Source organism: Deltaproteobacteria bacterium (assembly GCA_016180845.1).
Taxonomy (GTDB): domain Bacteria; phylum UBA10199; class UBA10199; order JACPAL01; family JACPAL01; genus JACPAK01.
Window position 1 is genome coordinate 68,308 of sequence record JACPAK010000001.1, and the last position, 24,581, is coordinate 92,888.

Annotated in this window: 25 protein-coding genes; 12 read left to right on the top strand and 13 right to left on the bottom strand. The window is 50.5% G+C overall.

The genetic code is table 11. The features are described 5' to 3' along the window. Position 1: 1 nt before the first annotated feature. Positions 2 to 640, top strand: a complete 639-nt coding sequence (locus HYT76_00380) for a deoxynucleoside kinase (GenBank protein ID MBI2082001.1) — start codon at positions 2 to 4, stop codon at positions 638 to 640. On the opposite strand, the gene HYT76_00385 is transcribed toward HYT76_00380, so the two are convergent. Further along, positions 641 to 1,780: a hypothetical protein gene (locus tag HYT76_00385; GenBank protein ID MBI2082002.1), complete on the bottom strand. Its 1,140-nt coding sequence runs from the start codon at positions 1,778 to 1,780 to the stop codon at positions 641 to 643. 130 nt (positions 1,781 to 1,910) lie between these two features. On the opposite strand from HYT76_00385, the gene HYT76_00390 reads away from it, so the two are divergent. From HYT76_00390 to HYT76_00410, 5 genes are all read left to right on the top strand, one after another. Then, positions 1,911 to 2,381 (top strand): nucleoside deaminase, encoded by a 471-nt coding sequence (locus HYT76_00390; protein MBI2082003.1) that lies wholly within the window; start codon positions 1,911 to 1,913, stop codon positions 2,379 to 2,381. 18 nt (positions 2,382 to 2,399) lie between these two features. After that, a complete protein-coding gene (panB, locus tag HYT76_00395) occupies positions 2,400 to 3,275 on the top strand; it encodes a 3-methyl-2-oxobutanoate hydroxymethyltransferase (GenBank protein MBI2082004.1) in 876 nt (291 codons plus the stop codon). Continuing rightward, positions 3,214 to 4,050 (top strand): pantoate--beta-alanine ligase, encoded by an 837-nt coding sequence (locus tag HYT76_00400; GenBank protein ID MBI2082005.1) that lies wholly within the window; start codon positions 3,214 to 3,216, stop codon positions 4,048 to 4,050. Before panB ends, HYT76_00400 begins: the two co-directional genes overlap by 62 nt. A 73-nt stretch (positions 4,051 to 4,123) precedes the next feature. Next, positions 4,124 to 4,387: a ribbon-helix-helix protein, CopG family gene (locus tag HYT76_00405; GenBank protein ID MBI2082006.1), complete on the top strand. Its 264-nt coding sequence runs from the start codon at positions 4,124 to 4,126 to the stop codon at positions 4,385 to 4,387. Next, the gene (locus tag HYT76_00410) at positions 4,384 to 4,806 is read left to right on the top strand and encodes a type II toxin-antitoxin system VapC family toxin (GenBank protein ID MBI2082007.1); all 423 of its coding nucleotides are present in this window, start codon (positions 4,384 to 4,386) and stop codon (positions 4,804 to 4,806) included. Before HYT76_00405 ends, HYT76_00410 begins: the two co-directional genes overlap by 4 nt. Positions 4,807 to 4,820: 14 nt before the next feature. Here HYT76_00410 and HYT76_00415 read toward each other — a convergent pair whose 3' ends face one another. After that, entirely contained in the window at positions 4,821 to 5,933 is a 1,113-nt protein-coding gene (locus HYT76_00415; GenBank protein MBI2082008.1) for a hypothetical protein, read from the bottom strand. A 28-nt stretch (positions 5,934 to 5,961) separates the two neighbouring features. Between HYT76_00415 and HYT76_00420 the strand changes: the two genes are divergently transcribed. After that, positions 5,962 to 7,233 (top strand): amidohydrolase family protein, encoded by a 1,272-nt coding sequence (locus tag HYT76_00420; protein MBI2082009.1) that lies wholly within the window; start codon positions 5,962 to 5,964, stop codon positions 7,231 to 7,233. Next, on the top strand, positions 7,211 to 7,693 hold the full coding sequence (gene smpB, locus HYT76_00425) for an SsrA-binding protein SmpB (GenBank protein ID MBI2082010.1): 483 nt from the start codon (positions 7,211 to 7,213) through the stop codon (positions 7,691 to 7,693). The genes HYT76_00420 and smpB overlap by 23 nt, the downstream gene beginning before the upstream one ends. Here smpB and HYT76_00430 read toward each other — a convergent pair. Continuing rightward, complete coding sequence (locus HYT76_00430) at positions 7,674 to 8,390, bottom strand: hypothetical protein (GenBank protein MBI2082011.1); 717 nt, start codon at positions 8,388 to 8,390, stop codon at positions 7,674 to 7,676. The genes smpB and HYT76_00430 overlap by 20 nt on opposite strands. Positions 8,391 to 8,427: 37 nt before the next feature. On the opposite strand from HYT76_00430, the gene HYT76_00435 reads away from it, so the two are divergent. After that, positions 8,428 to 8,646, top strand: a complete 219-nt coding sequence (locus HYT76_00435) for a hypothetical protein (protein ID MBI2082012.1) — start codon at positions 8,428 to 8,430, stop codon at positions 8,644 to 8,646. Between the two features lie 143 nt (positions 8,647 to 8,789). On the opposite strand, the gene HYT76_00440 is transcribed toward HYT76_00435, so the two are convergent. Then, positions 8,790 to 9,062 (bottom strand): hypothetical protein, encoded by a 273-nt coding sequence (locus HYT76_00440; GenBank protein MBI2082013.1) that lies wholly within the window; start codon positions 9,060 to 9,062, stop codon positions 8,790 to 8,792. Between the two features lie 128 nt (positions 9,063 to 9,190). On the opposite strand from HYT76_00440, the gene HYT76_00445 reads away from it, so the two are divergent. Both HYT76_00445 and HYT76_00450 read left to right on the top strand, forming a co-directional pair. Then, on the top strand, positions 9,191 to 9,784 hold the full coding sequence (locus HYT76_00445) for a hypothetical protein (protein MBI2082014.1): 594 nt from the start codon (positions 9,191 to 9,193) through the stop codon (positions 9,782 to 9,784). Between the two features lie 119 nt (positions 9,785 to 9,903). Continuing rightward, positions 9,904 to 10,356, top strand: coding sequence for a tRNA (cytidine(34)-2'-O)-methyltransferase (locus HYT76_00450; GenBank protein MBI2082015.1), 453 nt, complete (start codon positions 9,904 to 9,906; stop codon positions 10,354 to 10,356). Positions 10,357 to 10,360: 4 nt separating this feature from the next. On the opposite strand, the gene HYT76_00455 is transcribed toward HYT76_00450, so the two are convergent. Both HYT76_00455 and HYT76_00460 read right to left on the bottom strand, forming a co-directional pair. Next, on the bottom strand, positions 10,361 to 11,635 hold the full coding sequence (locus HYT76_00455; GenBank protein MBI2082016.1) for a hypothetical protein: 1,275 nt from the start codon (positions 11,633 to 11,635) through the stop codon (positions 10,361 to 10,363). Between the two features lie 360 nt (positions 11,636 to 11,995). Further along, positions 11,996 to 15,658, bottom strand: coding sequence for a S8 family serine peptidase (locus tag HYT76_00460; protein MBI2082017.1), 3,663 nt, complete (start codon positions 15,656 to 15,658; stop codon positions 11,996 to 11,998). Positions 15,659 to 15,772: 114 nt separating this feature from the next. Here HYT76_00460 and HYT76_00465 point away from each other — a divergent pair, with 114 nt between their 5' ends. Next, positions 15,773 to 17,221, top strand: coding sequence for a haloacid dehalogenase-like hydrolase (locus tag HYT76_00465; protein MBI2082018.1), 1,449 nt, complete (start codon positions 15,773 to 15,775; stop codon positions 17,219 to 17,221). Here HYT76_00465 and HYT76_00470 read toward each other — a convergent pair. The 7 genes from HYT76_00470 to HYT76_00500 all read right to left on the bottom strand — a co-directional run bounded on the left by HYT76_00470 (position 17,178) and on the right by HYT76_00500 (position 24,579). Next, positions 17,178 to 18,614: an FAD-dependent oxidoreductase gene (locus HYT76_00470; protein MBI2082019.1), complete on the bottom strand. Its 1,437-nt coding sequence runs from the start codon at positions 18,612 to 18,614 to the stop codon at positions 17,178 to 17,180. The two genes, HYT76_00465 and HYT76_00470, sit on opposite strands and share 44 nt — an antisense overlap. Next, on the bottom strand, positions 18,590 to 19,927 hold the full coding sequence (gene gabT, locus HYT76_00475; protein ID MBI2082020.1) for a 4-aminobutyrate--2-oxoglutarate transaminase: 1,338 nt from the start codon (positions 19,925 to 19,927) through the stop codon (positions 18,590 to 18,592). Before gabT ends, HYT76_00470 begins: the two co-directional genes overlap by 25 nt. Beyond that, positions 19,927 to 21,396, bottom strand: a complete 1,470-nt coding sequence (locus HYT76_00480) for an aldehyde dehydrogenase family protein (GenBank protein MBI2082021.1) — start codon at positions 21,394 to 21,396, stop codon at positions 19,927 to 19,929. Before HYT76_00480 ends, gabT begins: the two co-directional genes overlap by 1 nt. An 11-nt stretch (positions 21,397 to 21,407) precedes the next feature. Continuing rightward, positions 21,408 to 22,877: an aldehyde dehydrogenase gene (locus tag HYT76_00485; GenBank protein ID MBI2082022.1), complete on the bottom strand. Its 1,470-nt coding sequence runs from the start codon at positions 22,875 to 22,877 to the stop codon at positions 21,408 to 21,410. A gap of 75 nt (positions 22,878 to 22,952) precedes the next feature. Further along, positions 22,953 to 23,285: an ORF6N domain-containing protein gene (locus HYT76_00490; GenBank protein MBI2082023.1), complete on the bottom strand. Its 333-nt coding sequence runs from the start codon at positions 23,283 to 23,285 to the stop codon at positions 22,953 to 22,955. A gap of 7 nt (positions 23,286 to 23,292) precedes the next feature. Next, positions 23,293 to 23,517, bottom strand: a complete 225-nt coding sequence (locus HYT76_00495) for an ORF6N domain-containing protein (protein ID MBI2082024.1) — start codon at positions 23,515 to 23,517, stop codon at positions 23,293 to 23,295. Positions 23,518 to 23,661: 144 nt separating this feature from the next. Beyond that, positions 23,662 to 24,579 (bottom strand): DMT family transporter, encoded by a 918-nt coding sequence (locus HYT76_00500; GenBank protein MBI2082025.1) that lies wholly within the window; start codon positions 24,577 to 24,579, stop codon positions 23,662 to 23,664. Between the last annotated feature and the right edge of the window lie 2 nt (positions 24,580 to 24,581).

Here is a 24,581-nt window from a genome sequence, read left to right on the forward strand (position 1 = left end):
TGTGCCATCACCCCGTTACATCGCGGTCGAAGGTCCTATTGGAGTCGGAAAAACCTCATTCGCCAAAAAACTCGCGGAGGATTTTAATGCGAGACTGATCCTCGAAGAGGCCGATGCCAACCCGTTTCTCGCCCCCTTCTATAAGGACCGGGCCAAACATGCGCTGAAGACCCAACTCCTCTTCCTGATCAACCGCTATCTCCAGCAAAAAGAGCTTGCCCAGCAGGATCTTTTCCAGAGGACAGTGGTCTGTGACTACCTCTTCGCAAAAGACCGGATCTTTGCCGCACTGAATCTTGGCAAGGATGAGATGTTCCTCTATGAGAAGATCTATTCGCTCCTCGATACGAATCTCCCAAAACCAGATCTTGTCGTCTTCCTGCAGGCCTCGCCCGAGATTTTGATCAAGCATATCAAGAAGCGCGGGATTGATTACGAAAGAAACATTGACTCTTCATACCTGAAAGAATTGATCGATGCCTACAACAGATTCTTTTTTTCTTATACGGATACCCCTCTGGTTGTTGTGAATGTCTCCGACATCGATTTTGTAAAACGAAAGGTCGATTACGAAAGTCTCGTCCGAGAGATCCTGTCCGATAAAAAGGGTGAGAAACACTACGTGTCGATTGGAAGGTAATCAGCGAGGACGTTCAGAACATTCCCGATTATAAGCTGGATCACTGAGCGCCTTCCACATATCGATACAGAGTCTGGAATTCTCAATATCACGTGGTGAGAATCGCTCCAAAATCGAAAAAAATCGATAATAGACCGGCATGTGACACCGTAATATTTTCCGCCCCTCCGGGTGATTATAGAGAATCGCCACACCCGCAAAAAACTCCCGTTCTGTTGTGAATGCATGGGGGACAAGCTGTCTTTCCGTAAACCGCAACAAAGTCGGTTCATCTATTTTCCCACCATGATCCTGTTCCTTGGCCCTTTCTTTTGCCGCTCCAATAATTTCTCTTAAGACCTCGGTATCCGAGATATCAAACGCCCTTTCATACTCACCAAGTCTCTCAGGGGCATAGACCTGGACCAGCTCCCTTTCATAGGCAAACTCCAGATTCTGGAAACAGATGGGATCGATGGAAAAAACGGAGACAGAGCCATCTCTCGACGGACCATTCTCCACTTCATATCTGTTAGCCACATAGTAATCGATCGCATGCCCCATTTCGTGCTCGGTGGTATGCGCAATCATCTCAGCAGAGATCTTTTGAAATTTGTAGAAGGGGTAGCTGCGAATAAAGATGAGGCTCTGATCCTCATGATCCTCGAAGAGACCATAAAAATTTTCGAGGTCTGTAATCGAAAAATTGTCTTTTATCTCCCGCCCAACCTTGTTCCATTGATCAATCGGCCCAAAATAGATCCGTGTCTTCTTCTTGCCCGGTCGATCTGAAAAGATCTCGCGGACGAGCCATGGATCGTGACGACGTATCCCCTCACCGATCGCAAGCATCTCCTCGACATCCGGGTTTCCTCCGATCTGGATGTCGATCCCATGAACCCGGATCAGATGGCGTTTTTCATCAACAACGGTGACTAATTGGTCGGCAACCGCCTCAAGTTTTTTAACGGCATCCGGATAACTTCTCTGAAGACCGGGAAGACCCTTCAAGATCCTCTGGAGTTCATAATAACCAGAGACCGCCTTCAGGCCCTCTTCATATCGGATCTGCCCATCCTCAATGACATCCCCCAGATAATAATTGACGAGGTTCCCATGCCAGGGGCCAAAGATTGAGCCGTCCCTAATACTCTGTAACAAGGCGGGATCTAGAGGAATCGGATGGAAAGCGGGACGAGAACTCATATGCCGTCATTATCGGCCCATGAACAAACAAAGTTGTCTTTTATGATGCGGTCCACTCTCCCACCATGCTATAGCGCCATGAGCTATGAACCATAATAAATTCATGCGCTTGGCGATCAAAAAGACGCAGCAAGGGATGAAAATGGGAAACACCCCCTTCGGCGCCTGCATTGTAAAAGGTTCCCAAGTCATCAGCTGCTCCCACAATCAGGTCTGGAAAGACTGTGATATCACGGCCCATGCCGAGGTGACGGCAATCCGTGCCGCCTGTAAAAAATGGAAGGCAGTTGACCTCTCCGGCTGCGTGATTTATTCCACCTGTGAGCCGTGTCCGATGTGCTTCGCCGCCTGTCATTGGGCTGGGATTTCGAAGATAATCTATGGGGCAGCGATTCAGGATGCCCGTCGGATAGGGTTTAATGAGCTTTCTCTTTCGAACAAGATGATGAAGAGATTAGGGAAGACTCCAATGACTGTTCAAGGAGGTTTTTTGAGAAAAGAATGTCTCGAACTCTTCCAGAAATTTGAAACTTTGAAGACCAGAAGAATTTATTAAGGGGCTTTAATAATATTTATGAAATCCAAGATCACAATCCCGAAGATCCAAAAAATGAAGGCGGGCGGGGAGAAGATTGCGACAATTACCTGTTATGACTTCTCCTTCGCGAAGATTGTCGATCAGTCAGGGATTGAGATCATCTTGGTCGGTGACTCCCTCGGGATGGTCATTCAAGGCGAGCCAAACACGCTGCCGGTCACGATCGATCAGATGATCTATCACAGTGCGTGCGTTGCGCGTGGACTGACCGTCCCTCATCTGGTGACCGATATGCCGTTCATGAGCTATCAAACCTCGCTCAAGGATGCGCTCCAGAATGCCGGGCGACTCATGAAGAAGGGACGGGCCGAGTCGATCAAGATCGAGGGGGGAGTCGAGGTCGCCGAACTGATCTACCGAATGAACCGTCTTGGCATACCGGTCATGGGACATATCGGCCTTCAACCCCAGTCGATCCATAAGTACGGTGGTTACAAGATCCGTGGAAAGACATTCGAGGAAGAGAAGACCCTCCTCGAAGATGCACGCGCCATAGAAGAGGCGGGGGCATGGGGGGTTGTGCTGGAGGGGGTCCCACGCGAGGTCGCTGAGAAGATCACGAAGAGACTCAAGATCCCGACAATCGGCATCGGCTCTGGCCCCGAGTGCGACGGTCAGGTCCTTGTCCTCTATGATCTGTTGGGGCTTGATCCTGAATTTCAACCCCGTTTCGTCAAACGTTATGCCAATCTTTTTGAAACCGTTTCCCAGGCATTGAACCAATATAAAAAAGAGGTGAAGGAGAAATCCTTTCCTGCAAATGAACATTCTTTTCGAAAGAATCTGATCGATGCAAAAGATAAATTCCATACAAGAAATGCTCTCCCACGCGCAAAAGGGGCGAACGGATAAAAAAAGGATCGCCTTTGTCCCAACGATGGGGGCGCTTCATTCCGGTCATCAGGCCCTTATGCGCGAGGCGGCCCGTCATGGCGAGATCCGTGTCGTCAGTATTTTTGTGAATCCGACGCAATTCAATAACCCCACTGATTTTGAAAAATACCCCCGAACACTCGAGGAGGATCTGAAGATTTGCGCACAAGAGGGAATCGATTATCTCTTCACCCCATCGGTAAAGGAAATTTACCCGAAGGGGCTCAAGGTCGAAAACTCCCTTCCGAAGGTTGCCAAAGTCCTGGAGGGGGAGTTTCGTCCTGGACATTTCGCCGGTGTCTGTACCGTTGTGGGGCGTCTTTTTGACGCGGTCCAGCCTGATGTCGCACTCTTCGGAGAAAAGGATTATCAGCAGTGGCTTGTGATCCGCGAGTGGGCGAAACAGAAAAAAAATCCGGTCAAGATCTTAAGTTGCCCGACCGTGCGAGATCAGAATGGTTTGGCCTTGAGTTCACGAAACCGTCGATTGAGTCCCAAGGGACTCAATAGGGCCTTGGCGATTCCTGAAGCAATCCGAAAGGCCCAACAGCTTTTCAAAAAGGGGGAACGAAAGACCGAAAAACTGGTTCATGTCGCGAAGGAACATCTCGGAAGTATTCCCGTAGACTATGTCATGGTCGCTGATGACGAGAGGCTTCAGACCCTAGAGATCATCGATCGCCCTTCCCGAATCTTTATCACGGCGCGAATCGAAGGGGTACGACTGATCGATAATGCGAGTTTGGACGGTTAAATGGCACTCCCCATCTCATTAAAGAATGGAGTTGATTTAAGACAAAATTGGAAGTAATTATTATATAATTTTTATGTCTAAAGTAATGATTTCTATGCCGCAAGAGGTCTTGGAGGAGCTGGATCGGGCTGCCAAGGCGAATCATAAGCGTCGCAGTGAGCTTCTTAAGGATTTGGTCCTGGAATACCTGCGTTCCGGTAAGATTTCTGGTGAAGGTCCGCGGACCTACCATCCTTCTACCAGGAAAGCGATCGAGGATCTGCGGGAATTTACCTTCGAGATAGAACCGGGTGAGACTGCGGCCGGCCTGATACGTAAGGAACGAGAATCCCATTGAAGCGGCAAATCGTCGTTGATTCTTCCGTCGTCGTAAAGTGGTTTGATCAAAAGGAGCCCTCTGCTTCCAACGCGATACGCATTTTAGAGGAGTTTATTGAAGGCAAATTTGAGATCATCATCCCAGACCTTCTCTTCTATGAAGTGGGCAATGTCTTCCTGAAAAAATGGCCGGGCGAATCCTATAAAATGAAAAAGGGCCTCCAAAAACTTTGGCGTCTCCCCTGGCTCCTGATGCCACTTCGCGACTCTCTTCTGAGTCGTACATTAGAAATTGCGGATCAGTGTAGAATTACCTTCTATGATAGTCTATTTCTTGTTGTCGCCGAATATTCAGGCGTTGAGTTGGTCACTGCCGATGAAAAATTTCTCAAGAAGGTCGGGAATTTTTCGTTCGCAAAATCGCTTGAAAGATTCTGAGCCTGATGGATCATTCAGCCAAACAAAGAATCCCCACCGAGACCGAGGAAAACCAAGGCGCCGGCGGCCAAGATACCACCCTTCTTCAGGCTGCTTCGTACCAAGCCATGGACCACACTCCCTGTCCTTGGTGTCGCGGAAGCGACGGCGAATCGAGCCATATGGGTACCCAAAGAGGATTCTCCCGCCACAGCAAGTACCGGTCTTAGGGTGACTTCGAGATGCGGTGGATGTTCCCTCAGCGCCGGGAACTCCCCCATCTGACGAAGCAAGGCATCTTTTGCATCTCTTGCTCGCTTTTTGGCGGTTCGAATGAGCCCAGCATTGTTTCGTATATCCTTGGCTCCATTGTCTGTTGCATTCCCCCAAAGGAGCCTCCCGGCAATATCATGATCGGCAAGGGCTTGATCAAGATACCCTTGGAGCTGACTATAGCAGGGATTTGCAAGGCCTTTTGTTCGAACTAACTCCAATGCCTCTGCATACCTTGAAAATGGGAGTCCTTGGGAAGCACCAAACAGATGAAAAAATCGATCCCCTGCCGCAGCACAATATCCATAAAGCAGTTGAACCCCGAGGTAATCCGTCGCTCCCCCACCCCCTAAATAGAGGACATTTCTGACACCCTCGAGATAATAAACAGCGCCTAAGGGAACACGGGCGTAGGCAGCGTGGATAAGATCCATTCGGGCTGCCGCAATATGCGGATCGGCAAATCGTGTCGCCTTTTTATAAACGCTGAGAACATCCCTCCATGTTACCGTTTGCCAATGAATTCCCTCAGAATGTTCTCTCAAAGCGGTCACGAACCCCCGCCAGGTTACCGCTTCTTCTCGCAATATTTTTAATTTTTCTGGAACCTCCCGAGGAAGCCCTCGAAGAATAGCCTCCAGTCGAACAAGTAATCCCTCATAGGAATCACGAAGTCCAAGTAACCCTCTTCTTACTGTTTCACGATCGGTACGTTCAAAACGATTTTGGGGTGTTACGAGATGCAGATCTCCAAATGACCTCCCCCACGAAGGTCCCCCTTCAGACTCGATACGAGGGTAATAAAGCCAGGAATCACGCGCATCGGCCCATGCGGTAATCCATTGGTCAACGATCGGTTGGGCTTCCAGAGACATCGAGTCTGTTATCGGTAATTGAATCAATATGTTGCCCCCGATCTTCAGGTCTGATACGCTCGGTTTTGTCTTGAAACTCCTTTCTGCCCAGTATCTCCTCCCGATCTCCGAGGGACCAATCCCTGAGGGGGCGGTGGTTATCGCCGAGGGGAAGATCGTTGAGATCGGTCCTCTTTCAAAAATTCGAGAAAAATACCCAGACGCACCGTCTGAAGAGTTCAACAACACTGTCCTGATGCCGGGACTTGTGAACACCGATACCCATCTCGAACTCCTCTCACTGGAGGACGACGGACGCGAGCCGAATTTTATCGACTGGTTTTTTGCGCGATTGGAACACAAACAACGACTCACGCCGACAGAGAGACGGGCAAACTTAAGCGAAGGGGTTCGCCATCTCTTACAGTGCGGAACCACCACCGTCGGTGATGTCGGTGACTACACCGGCGCCCTCTCACACTTGGACGACTTCCCGATCCGGATGACGCTCTTCCCGGAGATCCTGACTTCGGCAGAGGCTGACGTGCAGGATCGGTATCAGGCCTCACTCGCACTGGTCGAAGAGATCATCGGAAAACAATCCCCTCGCCTCACCGCTGGCATCGCCCCCTACTCCGCCTATACAGTCTCAAAAAATCTGCTGAAGGTAATCGGCCAGCAGGCGACCCAAATTCCAATCAAGATCCATGCGTCAGAATCATTCGCGGAAATGCAGTTTTTCTTTGAGTCAACCGGAGAGATTGCCGAGCGACTCTTCCCGAGGCTTGGATGGACGAACTCTCTCCCCCCTCCGCATCGCAAGACACCGATTCAGTTTCTCGACTCGATCCACCTGCTCTCAAACAGATCCCTGCTGGTCGGTTGTCTCCATCTCGCCGAAGGGGATCTTCAAACCCTTGTCAAACGACAGACTCCTGTCGTCCTGACACCACGCGCACAAAAATATCTGAAGTTAGGCGAATCACCGATCGGAAAACTTAAAAAGGCCAAAATCAAGATCGGTCTTGGAACAAATGGTCTTGGCCCAAAACAGTCCCTCTCGCTCTGGGAGGAGATGCGCCTCCTGGCAGAAGACCTCAAACCTGAAGAGATCCTTCAGATCGCCACACTCGGCGGGGCGACCGTCCTCGGTCAGGAGAAGGAGATCGGCTCGATGGAGCTTGGGAAACGGGCCGATCTGATTGCCGTCAAAATTTCACCCAAAACTTCTAGAAAAGATCTCATTCCTCATCTTATTGACCGAACGACCGAGAGAGAGATAGCGTCGGTCTTCATCGATGGGGAAAAAGTTAGAATCTAAATCGACCGGCCACAAGATCGTCGCGGATAATCGTAAGGCGGGCTTCCGCTATTTCTTCCTCGAAAGATATGAGGCGGGGATTGCCCTCACCGGTAGTGAGGTCAAATCGCTGCGGGACGGCAAGGCGAATCTCGGAGATAGTTATGTGGTCCACCAAGGGGGGAATCTGGTTCTGATCAATTGCCATATCTCCCCGTATGCACCGGCCAGCAGGATGAATCACGACCCCTTGCGCTCCCGCCGACTCCTGCTTCATGCCGAGGAGATCGAACACCTCTTGGGAAAGATGAAAGAGAGGGGGCTCACGCTGATCCCGACGAAAATCTATTTTAAAAAAGGGCGCGCCAAATGCGAGATCGCGCTCGCGAAGGGGAAGAAGTTCCACGATCAACGTGAAGAACTTCGAAAGAAGGCGCATGTGAGGGAAATCGAGCGGGCGATCAAGGGTGGGAAGAGCTGATTCTTCGTGTCGCCGCAATCCAGGCATCAGCGGCTGCCTGACAAAGCCCCTGGAGCCTTGTTGCAAAAGGGTGCTCCATGACACCCAACTGACCCCCTTCGAAACTGATTACCCATTCGGCCAGATGCCGCTCATAAAGAAAAATCCTCGCGACAACCTCAAGCCTCTTTGGATCCTGACACTGCACAAACCGATCCGGCAATTTTTGAAGTACCGTTTCACACCCACTTGCCACCTCTGAGACAATCCTCTGTCTCTCGCCAGAACTGAACTGAGCTCCCTCGAAGATAAGTCTTTCAAAGATCGCATCGATTTGTCGGTTGAGGAGTTGAATCCGTTCGGTATTCGCAAGAGAGGCTCCTGCAACTTTTTCCAATTGAAGTAACTCCATCGCCATCGTGGCAACCCGATCCGCAGCCTCAGCCTCCCTTCGATAAACCCTTCTCACAATAATTGCCCGAGAAGGATCTCTTCTCCAAGGGTAGTGATGCAAGGGGCCACTACGTGGCATCGGGCATCGGGCGGCCGAGGCCCTCCGAAACAGCGGCTGGAGAGACCAATCAGTAGAGGGCCTTAACCTCCCCAGAAATCTTCGTGTCTCTGAAAAAACTGGTAATCGAGAAGGTTGGAGATGACTCCCCCTCCTGAAAGCGGCGACAACACCCCTCGCAACCCTGCTCAAACCTCGAACTCGCATTTGACCTTACCATCGACCTTCATATAAATCAGTTGCTATGCTTCGAACCCTCTTCTTGATCTTCCTCGGCTATCTCACCTATCGTATGCTCCGTCTTTTTCTGCTCCCTATGAGAAAAGTCGATTTTCAAAAAAAGGGAAAGAGAATCGAGGCGGAAGAGATGGTCGCCTGCAACCGGTGTGGGACGTTTGTGGCTCAGAACCAGGCGATCTCTAAAAACAGCCGACTCTTCTGTAGTGTGAGTTGCTCCTCATAACGCCTCGCTAAGGGGAGGTAGTCGGAATCGCTGAACGCTTTGTTAGTGGGGTTGACCTGTCTTTTCTTTGTGGTGAATAAAATAAGCGAAAATAGCCGCGACAATCACTGTGGTCACGGCAATAGCAGCAACAATTTCCATAATTATGCCTCCCCTCCATCTTGCGGAGTGATATAAAAAGCCAGGACGATCAAAACAAACGAAAAGAAAATAGCGACCGCACTGGAAACCAGACTCGCATCTTTTGCCAAAAAAGAACCGACAGCGATCGTTGTCAAAAGATATTTCGCCACATCAAAAAAGAGCCCACCTAATGCCTTTCTCCGCTCCCGATGCGTAGTGTAATAACACAACAAATCACGGGATGATTCAATCGGTATTTTTTTGGACGCATTACGAATAGAGATTCTTATCATCGTGAATCCAAAATTCTTTTGATCGGGACCAGAAGCAGGGAAGTCTCAAAAGCGGTGGGAGTTTTTGAGAAAGGATTGGTGTTATAATTTTATTGACACAGGCTCCAATTGTCACTTAGGGACTACGTGTGGGATCGCCTCTTGCCACCGCTGACCCTCGTTTCACACTCCCCGCAGCTACTACATTGCCTGTTATTTCCAATGCAGTTCCTTATCATGAACTGATGTTTGATGGTAGGCTTGGTCTGGATAATTTTGCAGCCGTCAAGACCCGCGATTTTGATTGGGCAAATGGATATCGTGGGCCTGTCCTTTTATTCACTTCTGACAGAACAGTTCACGACTCTGTCGTTCAGGCTTATCGGCTTGACCCTCAAAAGATACCGAAAGGGGCGCTTGTTGGAGTAGGGGAGCTTGTTGATGTTAGAGAATTGACCTTTAGGGAACAGGCGATTCTGATTGATCGGTTTAATAATCTGGGACTGGGTCGGGTAAAACTTTGGGGCTTGGCAAGGAATCTCAGGCGCCAAACCGTTCCTGAATCCTTACGAGCAAAGATTGGGATCGGGCCGGGCAAGTTTGGACTTTTCTTCCGTCGAGTGTATCGTTTTCCCGTTCCCATACCGTTTGTTCGGCCTCCAGGAGGAGGGGATCGTTTTGTAGCACCCGTATCGCTTGTAGTGGAGCAGCTGATCGCTGTGGGGCTCCGGGTGTTTAGTTAAGATTCATCGCACGAGACACACAGTTTTTTTGAATGGTTGAGACTGCGTGATAGGGAGTGGCTCTGTTTTTATCCTTCCCCAGTATTCGAAACCTCTGAATTCTTGGCGGAGGAGCTATAATGAAGGTTGTGCTTTACCAGCCAGAAATCCCACAGAACACCGGTAATATTGGCCGTCTCTGTGTCGCGACGAAGACCACGCTTTATCTCATCCGCCCCCTCGGTTTTCATATCGATTCAAAAGAGATCGAGAGATCAGGACTCGACTACTGGAAAGATCTTGATTTGAAACTCGTCGATCGACTCGATGAGGTCATTGTCGAAAGCCCTCACTCGCAAGTCTGGTATCTCAGTACAAAAGGAGAGCGCCTTTACACCGATGTCGCGTATCAGGCTTCTGACATCCTGGTTTTTGGCTCCGAAGGACACGGCCTGCCTGCAGAGATCCTCTCAAAGAATCGAGAGAGTATACTCAAAATCCCGATGTGGGGGCCAACACGGAGTCTGAATCTCGCGACATCGGTCGGAGTTGTCCTCTATGAGGCGTATCGGCAGATGGGATTTGGCGATTAAAACATTATTTTTTCCGTTTGGACGGTTCTATCGGCGAAGGTGGTGAACCTTCTGTAACGAGTTTGAAGGGGATATCGATCACCTGTTCTGCCTGTAATGAAGGAGATGAATATCGAAGCAGGTAGCGTCCCTTGGGAAGACCAAAGAGGGTGTAGCGGCCATGGCTGACATGAAATTCGGCCTTGTGATACTGGGAAACCCCTCGAACCTTCAGTGGACCAGAGAGATCGATCGGGCGATCGTTGGCATCACAAAGTTGCCCCTCGGCCTGGGGAAAATCCTTCCCCGGAGACTCGGCGATTGAAGAGGGATCTGGTGTATTGGCAGTCGCTGGAGGTGGTGTGTCAAGCCTGACAACGAAATGTCGTGTATGATCATCAGGGATATCAATTCTCAGAGTTCCCGACCAGTGCCTTAAGGCACCTGTCGCCTTTATTTCATATTCTTCCCCGCCGTCAAGATCCAGACCTCCCTGGCCGGCAGGGAATCTCCCTAGCCAAATGAAAGGGGTATCGCCAACTCTTCGGTACTCAATATCAGCGGCGGTATGTCTTCCCCCTTCTGTTTGAACTTCTATTTCAGCCAATGCATTTTCAACTGAAGGATTATCTGCCGCATAAAAAACAAAAACCCCGTTTTCAAGAAGCCTCCCCGTCCTGGTGGTGTATCCTGAGTAACGACCCGAAAGGCACCCTACCGTTACACGTGATCGTTTGTTGGGGTCGCTCGTTCTACAATCATCTCCCAGAACAGTCTCTCCAGCATCTCCAAAGAGAGATCCATCACCTCTAGTCGAACATTGTGCCGTCCTCTCGGGCTGACACTCAATCCACTCGTCAATCACACCCCCCTCTGCTGGAAGGATAACGGTCTTCACGAGCTCATCCCCACATCGCTGTTCGACCTTTGCCCTGCACCCCTCACCACTCGGAGTCATCACTTGGTAATAATTCTCAGGAGTCGAATCCGCCCCACCAAATACATTTGAAAAGAGCGATCGGAACTGATCCAAGGACTCAGGTCGTGAGGGCAGCTCTGATTTTTCAGGGATCCTGGCATTTGAATTGCCCGGCATAACACGGAGACAGGGCGCCGGCTCCTCTCTTGGAGTTATCCTTAGAATCCTTGGTCTCGGAGAAATTGTGTTGTTGAGATTTTGCCTGAGATCACTTTCAGCAAATACCGTCGGAATCACCAAGACAAAGGCCAGCAGAATCAGATATCCCCTCATCGACCAAACCCTCCAGGAAAATTCAGAGTCGCTCAGTTTTTTGAGCATCAATAGTAGAATATGCAAGTTCAACACCAAGAAGCATTGCACCCGATACAATTATATCCATTTGAAAAATAAAGTTTTTTTATATGGGATGGGATGGGATGGGTTGGCTATCGGCGAGAGTCCCCAAAAAGGTGTCAGAAATCCCACGCCCGATTATCACTTTGATAATCAAATCCCCCTCCCACGAGAGTCAGGAATAACCTCTATTATTCGCCCGACGGTCTTTCCTTTGGAGCACCAAGAGGAAGCGCCTCATGCTGAATCTTGATGTCGTAAAAAAACTTGTCCTGTATGGATCCTGCTTGAGGTCACTCTCAAAATGATAATGGTTATCGTTTTGATAAAACTTCCAGAGACATTTTATGGCAGGGGGCGAAAAAACTTAAATCTCCGCAGAAAATCGACAGGAATTTCCAGGAAACGCCAGGAGGTTGGCTCGGTACAGTAAAGTCCTGTCCGATTGAGTTCAAGCCCCGGACAACATTCCTGCCCTGGAATACCAAAGACTCCTGCCGGCTGACCACGTCCAATACAGCTCCAGCATGTCACCGTACAACCATCTCGATCATCCCGGTTCCCGTCATCGCATCGTTCCCCGGAGTCACGAACACTATCTCCACAACGGGCCGATTGACAGTTCGCACGACAGGCATCCGGGAGAGAATCATTATTCAACGCCCCATTATCACATTCTTCTCCCTGCAAAGAATCCAGCTCCCCATCACCACAAAAAGAGGTCTCTCCCGATCGAAGATGACAGGTGGAATCACAGACGTCACAGGAGGTGAGACCGTAAACGCAAGCTTCCAATTCTGTATTCCCATCATCACACTCTTCGCCTTCGCTCAAGAGACCGTCACCACAGATAGCTTCTGTCTGACAGGAAGAGCTGCACCCATCACCATCCAGGGTATTCCCATCGTCACACCCTTCCTGAAAATCGATCACGCCATCACCACATCGATCTGCAGGGAAAAAGAGATAGACGGTTGAATGGTCTCCCGCTGCCGAGACGGCGATATCCAGATCTCCATCCCCATCAAAATCTCCACTCACAATGCTCCTCCCAAATTGTGTCGGTCTTGAAAGAATGCTCTCTTCTTCACCATCCTTCAAAACATAACTCGCGATATGAGGGAAAATGTCTGAGCTAAAAGAAGGCGAACCCAAGCGAACGTAGGCAATCCCGGAAGAAAAACCTCCCAGGAGATCGGAGCCACTGGCCCCGAGAGCGATATCATCCAATCCATCTTCATTGAGATCTCCCAACCTCTGGATAACGCGTCCCCCGCGATCGAAAGAAGAGATTGTGGAAAAAACAGCGTGGGGAAGCTCTGTATAATCATAGATTCCAGTGAGGGTGGAATCACCCAAGAAGAGATGTGCCGCCCCCAGAACTCCAAAGACGAATAAACCATCACTCCCCACCATAATTTCATCCAATCCGTCTCCATTCATATCACCAACACCCAATGCCGTGATCCCAAAGTAATCATAGGCGGAACTCTCTAAAATCAGCGTGGCATCTGAAAAAGAACCACTCGGGATACCACTGCGATTCCCTAAAAAAAGATAAGTCCTCTCTTGAATCGTCACAGGATTCCCGATCACGAGATCATCGATCCCATCTCCATTAAAATCTCCGGCACGACTGATATCGATTCCCTCCCCGAAATAAGAGTCACTACATCGAAAACTGATCGAGGCAGTACCGGTGAGAGAGGTTCCACTCGATCCCTCAATGCCTGCGGAAACTCCCCACGAAGATCGATCTCTCCCATAAATGATGTAGACCTTCCCAAAATCAGACCCCGCCTCATCATGACCACAAGCACTGGTTGCGATATCTCTTGCCCCATCTCCATCAAAATCCCCGGTTGTGAGATGGTATCCCAAACGGTCTCCCGCCTCCTCACCATAGAAACAATAATCGGCAGTCGTCAGAGACATTTCCCGAGTCCAGGTTGATGAAGAACGTGCCCCTCCGAGAAAAAGACAGATCTTCCCTGAGAAGACACCATTGTCCGCAGCACCCGGTATCCCCATCAGAATATCCCCATAACTATCGCCATTGATGTCAGCAATTTCCAAAGAGACACCTAAACGGTGGGACGCGTCATCCCTCCAGGAAACAGGGAAGAGTGTGACATCGCCAACAGAGACATCGTGCCCTAATCCAGAGGTCCCTCCATAAACCAGATAAACCTCGCCATCCTCATTAGTCATCGAAGAGCATTGATAAGGGCTCTCGCAGGAAGGGGCACCGATCAGAAGATCAGCCTTCCCATCATGATCCAGATCACCAGCAGCCAAGGAAAAACCCAATCTCTGTTCGCTGATCGCCTCTCGGATAGAAACCCTTGCCCTCAAAGGAGCGTACTGAAAAAATCGCCGCTCTTCTCCACAGAGTCTTCCTTCATCATCATAGACACGAAGCCGCAGTGACTGCCCCCCGATTTGAGAGGGGTCGAGGGAAAGTTCTCCGATGAGCCCTTCCGCTATGGGAGCCGCCCCTTCTGCAATCGTAACCCATTCGACAGCAGACATCCCCCTCCCCCATTCCAATGTAAAACGTGAAAAATCCCGACCACCCACTTGCCCCTCGATCATCACCTCATCTTCTCTGAGAATGGCATAATTCTGGGGCGAAGAGATCACCGCCTCGCAGGTTGGTTGTTCAAGAAGGGTTCTCGGGAGATTCAAGCGTCCATAGCCGACCTCCAGATCCCAGCCCGTCTCCTCAATGTCTTCAGCACTCATCCGTAACCTCTGTCGAATCTCTTCGGGCGTGAGACTCGGATCATGGCTCAAGAGAAGGCCCACAGCCCCTGTTACATGAGGGGAGGCCATGCTGGTTCCTCGGGCACGATAATAGTTGGATCCAACAATCTGGATTCCCCCTCCATACATATCTGTCCCTTCGGCCCGGAGTGAAAGAATGCTCCGACCTGAGTCAACATCCGCAGCCTCACCACCACCAGGGGCGGCGACATCTATTTCAACACCATAATTGGAAAAAGAGGCGCGTTGATCCAGCGAGGTTGACGCCGCAACAGAAATCGCTCCGGGATAAGAGGAAGGAAAATGAAACGCTGCATTTGTCCGACTATTTCCGGCAGCAGCAACAATCACAACTCCATTGGAATGGGCATACTCCACAGCCTCTTCCAAGGCCGGCACCCTACCCACCCCCCCCAGGCTCAGATTAATGATCGAGGCCCCTTGATCCACCGCATACACAACAGCATTCGCGACAAGATCTGAAGGACAACGGGCATCGGCACTACAGGCCTTGACCGATAAGATCTTCCCGCTCCAGAGGACACCAACAATTCCACTCCCATTATCTCCGACTGCCGCAATCGTTCCCGCCACATGCGTTCCATGTCCATGATCATCTGAAGGATCACCATCTTCGGACACAAAGTCATATCCATGAATATCATCCTGATAACCATTCCCATCATCATCAACACCGGTTGACCCTGTTTGTTCACTCAGATTCGAAAAAACGTTACCCACAATATCAGGATGGTCGAGATCGAGACCAGAGTCGACAACAGCAATCATTAAATCAGGATCCCCTGTGGTGATCTCCCACGCCTCCGGCGCCCCAATAATCTCCAACCCCCACATGTCGCGGATCCCCTGCCCCCAGGAAGAAGAAGAGAGGAAATAAGGATCATCGGGAATCGTCTCCAGTTCCAAAAGAAAATTAGGGGAAACAGTTTTAATCCCAGGAATTTTTAGAAGTAAAAGGCTTAAGAAATCAAAATCAGGTATATTTTGAGGAAAGGAGAGTTTGTAAAATCGCGCAAGGGGGGTTCGACCTCCCTTTCTAAAGAGAGGGGTCACCGTTGGTCTCCCCACCTTCTTATAAATTTTTTCTAATGTTGCGCCCCCCCTTTCCAATTCAACCAAGATAACGTTCTTTTCCCATGCCGCCTCCAGAGGGAGTGGTTGAAGACCCCACAGGAAAACAAGAAGAAGATAGAGGGGATTTATTCGGAACCGGTTTGCCATAGTGCCATAGGCAGATGAGTGATCGGTACGCGAGTATTAAGAGTTGTGTCAAAAAGAGCCTTTCGAATTTATTTCTAAGCAACCAAAACAGGACTTGGCCGAAGTTTCCGAGTGATGAATCGAAGTCGTCTCTATTTTGGCCTCGGTGTCGCCACATCGGCAGGTGCCATTGAACTGTGGTTCGGGGTGAGAAAAATCTGGCGTGACCATCAAGAGCACAAAAAAGGGGTGCGCGTCCCTCCCGATCTCTATTTCAATGAGAAGGGTGCTCAGGAGCTCGCTCAGGCTACCGAACCCCGCTCCCTTCTGAACCCAAACGATCTAAAGACCGTTTTTAAATTGACCGATACGGAAGCTAGCCGTGTCTACCACCAGCTCATCAGTCGCCGTGAGGGGGAAACATTTCGTCATCCGCTTTTTATCAATTTCAACCACCTCCCGATCCGGAGCGCCTCACAATGTGCGGATGGCGGAACGCCTCGGGAGAATGGAACCGAAGAGAGCTGTTTTGTCGTGAAGACCACTCGGGACTACAGTGATTATTTCCCAGGCAACTCATGGACCTCACAAAACTTGGAAAAGATCAGGGCATGGTTACGTTCTCTGGAACTCTGGACTCCGGCATCCCTCATTACCTTCACCGATTGCGATGACACCCTCTGGGCACAGGGGGTCAATTACGCGGTCTTGAGGACCGCTGTCGATATGAAGCTTGTCCCGAAAGAAAGGGCGGAGGAGCTCAATGCCCGATACAATCGTGGCGATCATGATCAGGCCTACGCCTACATGACAGAAGAGGTCTATGCCGGTCTGACGCTGAACCAGGTCTACGCCGCCTTTCAAAAGGCAAAAACAAGTCCATTTTTTCCAAAAGTCTATGATGAGATGAGACAACTCGTAAATCATCTCTGGGGACAAGGGATCACGGTCGGTTACGTCTCTGCAGCTCCATTTTTTATCTCAGCCCCGATGCTGGAGGAATCAGGATTTAACGCCCCCTTGTGGGCTATTGAAGGAAACGATGTCTTTGTCGTCCCTCCCGACAATCCATCAGCCACACCGGTCAAATTATCGAATCTCGTCCAATCAGGCGGATTCAAAAACTGGGCTGAAGTCCTTGGCAAGCTTGGCGGGTACAAAATTGTCTCTCGAGAGATGGACCAGATCGTGAGTCGGAAGGGAAAGGGGACAGCGGCACGATCGATCCTGGAACGCCATGTCATCGACTGGAATAATCATCGAAAAACCAACGTCTCCTCTCAAGTAAGGGTTGCCGGGGTTTTTGGCGATAATTTCGCCCCCTTTAGCGACCTGCAGTGGTCGAAGCCGATCGAGAACGGAAACGATCAAGGGATGATCCGGGCAGCACCACTGATGCCGGGCGCCCTTCTCCTCAATATCACAGAGGTTGAAGAGACAGAAAAAGGGATCGCTCTTAGTAAAAAAGGACGAAAAAAATTAGATGAATTTAATGCATTTCGGGGACAACTTGAACTCACCGAACCTAACCTAATCCCACTCAGTCAGCAGGCGATCCGAACGCGTGGTGTTTTTTCTCAATAATATCCTTCACGACTCGAAAGGCAGAGCGAACCGCCCCATCGGAATGGGTGTTTTCGGTGAAATCCCCCGCGAGGTAGAGGCGACCGATCGGACGTCGGACCGCTTCCGAAAGCTTGTCGAAACGGGATCGACCGACCGGCCATGAGGCGATCGCGCGAGGGTGATAACGGAAGAACTCCCAACTCAAGATCTCCTGCCCGATTCCAGGGAAGAGCGCTTCGAGTGATTTCTCAAGCTCTTGGCGAACTTGCGATAACGGTTGTAGATTGAACGCCTCGGCAGAGGCACCGCTGCTGAGAAAATTGAGAACCCTGACCTTCGGATTTTCGTCATACGGATTCCCATCATAGACAAAACCAAGCGGGCCATCACTCAAAATCCCAAGCGTGGTTTCTCCATCCACTGTCCAGAATCGTTCCGCTGTCGGTTTCAAGAAAACATGCGCGCTAAAATAGGAACCCCATGTTTGAGTGCCAATCGCCTCCTGAATCTCCCTTGGAAGTTCGGGGTCGAACTGAACCTCAAAGAGTCGGAACAGCGGAATCGTACTGATCACATTATTCGCTTCAATCTTCACAACAGACTGCCCCTCATTCTGCACTGTCGTAACGATGATTCTATCTTCCAGTTGTTGAATGCCGGTCACCCGTGTGTCGAAAATGATATTTTTCTCCCCAATGGAACGGACCAGCGCCTGAATCAATCGGTCATTCCCTCCGACGATTCGGTGAGCGGTCTCTCCCCCCTCAACAAAAGTCATCCACTCATCAATTCCATCGAGAGCTGAAATAAGATCCCAACCTGTCGCTATCTCTATCTCGACGGTGATCCGGATCCAGTTTTGAACTCGTGGCGACAGTTCAGAATTCGCAACCCACTTGGCAAATGAGATGCCTTTTAAGGTCGAAAGCTCCTGGTTCGAATCTCCTTTTTGAATTGAGTTGTAGACTTCTTTGACCCTTTCCTCCCATCGTCTCAATGACTTAATTTCCGTTTCGGAAAACAGGCTACTCAAGAATTCCTCAGAGGTCTCGTGAACAAAAGGATGAAGTTTCCCATTCAGAATAACACTTGAATAAGCGACTTCCTTTTCAACAGGGATCTTGAAATCCTTGATAAACTGCAGGATGCCGTTATCACTCCAAAACTCCGCAAGCCCCGCTTCAACAACCGTATCACCATAATGAACTGTTTTAAGTCGCCCCCCCGCACGCGTGGTGAGTTCAACAATCTTGAAAGGAATCCCCTCTTTCTTCAGGAGATGACCGGCGCTGAGTCCACTCAAACCAGCCCCAATGATCAAGACCTCGGTTTTTTCAGGAATCTTTTTCTGACAACCCCCCAAAAGAAAAAGACACAGGAGGAGTGCTAATTTTTGGCCGATCTTAGACATTGTTCGACAACATCCAACCCTTCCTCAAGTTGTTCATCGGTGATCGACAAAGGGGACAGGAAGCGGATCACATTTCCATAAAGTCCAGCGGTGAGTAACAGAACACCTTTCGACGCGGCCTTCTGGACAATGCTTGCGGCGGTATCCTTGTCCGGTTCACGCGTCGCGCGATCCTTCACAAGTTCCACAGCGATCATCGAACCCAAACCGCGAACCTCACCGATCAATGGAACCTCCTTCTCCAGCTTCTTCATCCGTTTCCAGATCTTCTCACCAATGATCTTCGATCGCTCACAAAGTCGCTTTTCCTCAAGGATCTGGATCGCAGCCAATGCTGCCACACAACTCACCGGATTTCCGCCAAACGTCCCACCGATCCCGCCGGTCTGTGGCGCATCCATGATCTCAGCGCGTCCCGTCACGGCACCAAGCGGAAGACCGTTTGAGAGCGATTTCGCCATTGTGATCAGATCCGGTTCAATCCCGTATGGTGCCGAGGTGAAGAGTGTCCCTGTTCTCCCAAATCCGGTTTGCACTTCATCCGCAATAAAAACGATCCCCTCTTTTTTACAAAAGGAAACGATCTCCTGAACAAACCGCTTCGGTTGAACAATAAATCCCCCCTCCCCCTGAACCAATTCAAGGATCACGGCAGCCACCTGATCAGGCGCAACAGTCGCCTTGAAAAAGGTCTGCCACCTCGAGAGAACCTCATCGATATGTTCCTCCTCGGAAAGTCCGGCAGGTCGTCGATACGGATAAGGTCCTGGAAAAATATAAATCTCCGGCGCAAACGGCCCAAACCCTTTTTTATACGGTAGATATTTTGAGGTGAGACTCATTGTCAGAAGGGTTCGCCCATGAAATCCATTTTGGAAGGAGATGACGGCGGGTCGTTTCGTATAACCCCTCGCAAACTTGATCGCATTCTCGACCGCCTCCGCCCCTGTATTGAAAAGGGCAGTCTTCTTTTCAAATTTCCCAGGTGTGATCTCGGCAAGTTTTTGGGCCAATTGGACATACGGCTCATACATCGCGGTCATGAAACAGGTGTGTTGAAGTTTTTCGGCCTGACTCTTAACCACTTCAACCAATTCTGTTGGACTATGACCGACATTGAGACTTCCAATCCCTCCGATGAAATCAATGAAGGTATTCCCATCGACATCGGTCAGAAGCGCCCCTGCGCCTCGTTCGACAAAAATCGAGGCGGCATGGATCGAGACAGAGGAGGAGACATAGCGACGCCGTTTTTCCAAAAGGGCACGGCTCTTCGGGCCAGGGATTTCGGTTTTGAGATGAATGTGGCCCATCAATACCAACCGATCGGATTCTCATTCAAATTCACGTAAACCTGTTTCGACTCCAGAAAATTCTCGACCCCATATTTACCCAACTCCCTGCCAGTCCCGCTCATCTTGTATCCACCCCATGGCCCCTCGACATAACAAGGCTGCATATGATTGATCCAAACCGTTCCGGCACGAACCTGCTTCACGACACGGAACGCCTTGAAGATATCCCGCGTCCAAACCGCCGCTGCCAACCCGTAATCACTCTGGTTGGCGATGGCGATCGCCTCCTTTTCATTTTCAAAAGGGATGACCGCTGCCACCGGACCGAAGATCTCTTCGCGCGCAATCTTCATGCTGTTTTTCACATCATCGAAGATCGTCGGCTCTATGAAGTAACCTTTCGCGAGCTTCCCATTCGGTCTCTTCCCACCCATGACCAGCTTCGCCCCTTCCTGAACGCCAGCCTGGATATAAGATTCGACGCGTGCGAGCTGATTCGCGGAAACAAGCGGCCCCATCTTCGACTGAGGATCCGATCCCGGGCCCAAGACAATCTTTTCTGCCTTCACCTTCATCGCCTCAACAAATTTTTTGTGGATCGAACGCTCAACCAAGATTCGAGAGCCGGCCGAACAGACCTCGCCTTGATTGATAAAGACACCGAAGAGCGCGCCATCGACCGCCGCCTCAAAATCAGAATCGGCAAAAAAGATATTCGGCGATTTTCCACCTAATTCGAGGGTGACCTTTTTTAAATTCGTATCGGCGGCAGCCCGCATAATGGAACGTCCCACCTCTGTCGACCCAGTAAAAGCGACCTTATCGACCGATCGACTCTGGGCCAGACAGGCGCCGGACACCTCTCCAACACCGGTCACAACATTCACAACCCCCTTAGGAAGATCGGTGATGCCGTCCAGAATTTTGGCGAGTTCCAGAGCCGTCAGGGGTGTGTCCTCCGCCGGCTTCAGAATCATCGTACATCCGGCAGCAAGCGCCGGTGCGAGCTTCCAGGCTGCCATGAGAAGTGGATAGTTCCAGGGGACAATGAGACCACAGACCCCAACCGGTTCCTTCACCGTAAAAGAAAACGCCTGATCCGGAACCGGGTTCACCTCGCCATAAATCTTCGTCGCCCAACCGCCAAAATATTCAAAACAGGTCGCGGCATCGGCGAGATCAAATTCGGACTCGACAAGCGGCTTCCCCATATTCAATGTCTCTAACTCGGCCAACCGTTTTGCCTCTCGTCGAAGCGCCTCGGCAATCTGAAACAAGACGCGCCCCCGTTGCTGGCCGGTTGACTCCTTCCAGGGTCCCTCATCGAAGGCCCGACGCGCCGACTGGATCGCAACGTCAATATCCTCAGTCCCCGCTTCCGGAACTGTAGCGATCACCTCGCCGGTCGCTGGATTGCGAATCTCTCTCCTCTTCCCAGCCCGGGATTTTACGAATTCACCATTGATGTACATTTTATAGTCGTTCATGAGGCCTCCTCTTAAGGAACGGATCTGTTCTTATAGGGGAACCAATAACTCTTCCTCTCCATCACATAATCGAGATGCACATGTTTCGTCTCGCGGAAGGCATCGAGCCCTTCGAGACCCAATTCTCGGCCAAAGCCACTCTGGCGCATCCCGCCGAAGGGCCCGGCATCGTTATCAGAGAGCGGATCATTGATCCAGAAACTCCCCGCCTTGATCTCCTCCATCGCCCTCATCGCCGTCTTCAGACTCCCGGTATAAATGCTCGCCCCCAAACCATAGAGGGAGTTGTTCGCCTCTTCGATCGCCTCGTCTTCTGTTTTAAAAGTGGAAATCGCAGCGATCGGCCCAAAAACCTCTTCGTTAAAGAGCGGATTATCCCGCTTCACCTTCGTAATCACCGTCGGTAGGTAATACCAACCCTTGAGTCCGGGCGCCCGCTTCCCACCATAAAGCAATTCCCCTCCCGCTTTCAGCCCCTTCTCCACCTGTTTCTCTACCTTCCTCAGCTGCTCCTCAGAAATCAACGGACCAACATCGGTCTCCGGATTCATCGGATCTCCGACGCGAATCGTTTTTGTATGCTCGACAAAACGTCGGACGAATTCCCCTGCGATCGATTCAGCAACATAAATACGTTTCGAGGAGGTGCAGACCTGACCGGCGTTAAGATAACGAGCCCAAGCGGCACCCGGGACCGCTACCTCCAGATCGGCATCTTCAAAAACAATTAATGGATCGATACTTCCGAGCTCGAGATTGACCTTCTTCACACGATCCGCCGCAAGCCGCATGATCCCCTTCCCGACCTCGGTCGAACCGGTAAAGGCGATCATGTCGACATCCGGATGGCGGACGAGCGGATCGCCCACTTCTTCACCCGTGCCTGTCACCACATTCACAACTCCAACGGGGAGCAGCTCAAAGGCCCGCGCCATTCTGAGCGTCGAGAGCGGTGTCTGCTCCGCCGGTTTGACGACAACGGTATTCCCTGCCGCGATCGCCGGCGCCACCTTCCAGGACATCAAGAGGAGCGGGAAATTAAACGGGACGATACAGGCGACCACTCCGTACGGTTCTTTGATCGTAAAATTGACCTGATGCGGAGCGACCGGTGGGAGGGAAAACCCCCTCTCATGACGACCGATCTCGGCGTAATAATCAAAACAGGCGGCGACCCATTCAACACAATCGAGGCTCTCGATGAGCGGCTTGCCTGATTCGAGGGTCAGGAGTTTTGCGATTTCTTTGTTGTCGTTTCGAATTTTCTGGGCGATTTCGTGGAGGAGATGCGCCTTCTCGACCCCCGGAATCTTCTTCCACTCTTTTTGTGCCTGTTTCGCCGCGGTAACGGCACGATCGACATCTTTTGAATCTGATTCGGGGACCTGATCGATTTTCTCAAGGGTAGAAGGATTGATGACAGGATGCGTGCGCCTCGTGAGACTCTCGCACCATTCGTTCCCGATGAAAAGTTGAGCCATGGAACACCCCCCGGACGCGATATCCCTCGTTCAGGACAGAGGCGTCAAGGGAGAAAATTCCCACACCGTCTTGTGTTAAAACCCGATCCTTCTTCTAGTCGGCACCACTGGTTTCATCAACTGCCGTATTGCATCGAATACAACCTTGAATTGGGAATCATATCTCTTCTCCAGATTTTCAAGTTTTCGGGCGAGATCTTTGTGAGTGGTCAGAATCTGGCGAAGGCGACCAAATGTTCTCATGATTTCGATATTAACGAGAATTGCCCGCCGGCTTCGAAGCACACTGGATAACATAGCGACCCCAAATTCGGTAAAGACATAAGGAAGATAGCGTCGTCCACCCCACTCATTTGAGGTGCCAATTTGGCACCTCAAGATGGCAACCTCTTGATTATGGTTGATCAACTTTTGGTTAGTACATTTTTATTGATAAACCATAAGTATTTCTAACTTTTAGCGGGCACGTTCGTGCCCACCAAAAGTTGAAATGACGTTCGCGGTTTCTTTTGACAGCACGGTTAAGCACCTTGGCTTCTACCCCATAAAGCTCCGCAAGGGTCCGATCCAGCATTACCTTCTGTCCTCGGATCAGCAGGATTTTACTCTCAACCCTCTCTGCTGGTAACAGTGTGTTCATAATTTCTCCCTCTTAAGATGGGACATCCCTTGAAGCCTGATAAGCAAATTGGATGCCACGATAGGATCGGATTAAATCAATCGAGAGAGGCTAATCCGTCCGATTTTTGGACTCAGTGTCTATTTATCGTACGGTCTTGAGGACTCAGCTCGCACCCAACGAGGTCATGAAGACCCCAATAATGATCATCACGACAAAAACCCACTGAAGTTTTGTAATCTTCTCTTTCAGGAAAAGTCTCGCGAAACCCAACGTGATCACCGGATAGGCGGCGCTGATCGGTGTCACGATCGAGGTCGGGCCGGTGCGGTAGGCGATCAAGACGCCGAGATCGCCACTCCCCATCACCGCCATCGGCAATGCGGATCGTTTCCATTCACCGGGGGCCTGCTGCTGCCCCTCCCCTTTTCTCCACTTCCCCTTGAGTAGCCCATAAAGCCCGAGGGTCAGCATCCCGCCACTGATCCCCAAAAGCGACATGTTCGATTCGCTCGAACCGGTCAGCAGATAGGCATATTTAACCGTCGTCCCTGCAACACCCCAGAGGAGGAGTGCCGTGATCGCCAACGGAACCCAGCGACCATGCTTGACCCTCTCGGTGATTTGATGTTCAGAAGGGATCGAAAGACCGATACAACTCACGATGACCATCAGAACCCCCAACATCTGGTAAGAGCTGATCTGTTCATCCAGAAAAAATTTCGCGAAGATAATTGTCAGCGCCGGATAGGCTGCAGAGATTGTCCCCACAATCGTGATCGGACCTGAAATAATTGATTCATAGTAGAGGATCCAGGCGATCCCGTCTAATGTGTAACTCAAAAGCCCAAAGAGCAGAAAGGATCGCGCCTCCGGTGCCAAGAGAGGGGTGACCTCCCCTTGGGCATACGAGTAGAGGTAGAAACAACCCATCACCAATGAACGAGCCAAGATGTAATAGAGACAGAACCGCGCCGGTGAGACATCCTCGATATATTTTTTGACGAGACCTTGACCCAACCCCCAGAAGATCATCGCGGCAATGGTCGGGGTCATCCAGACAATCATTGGATTTTCGATCATTC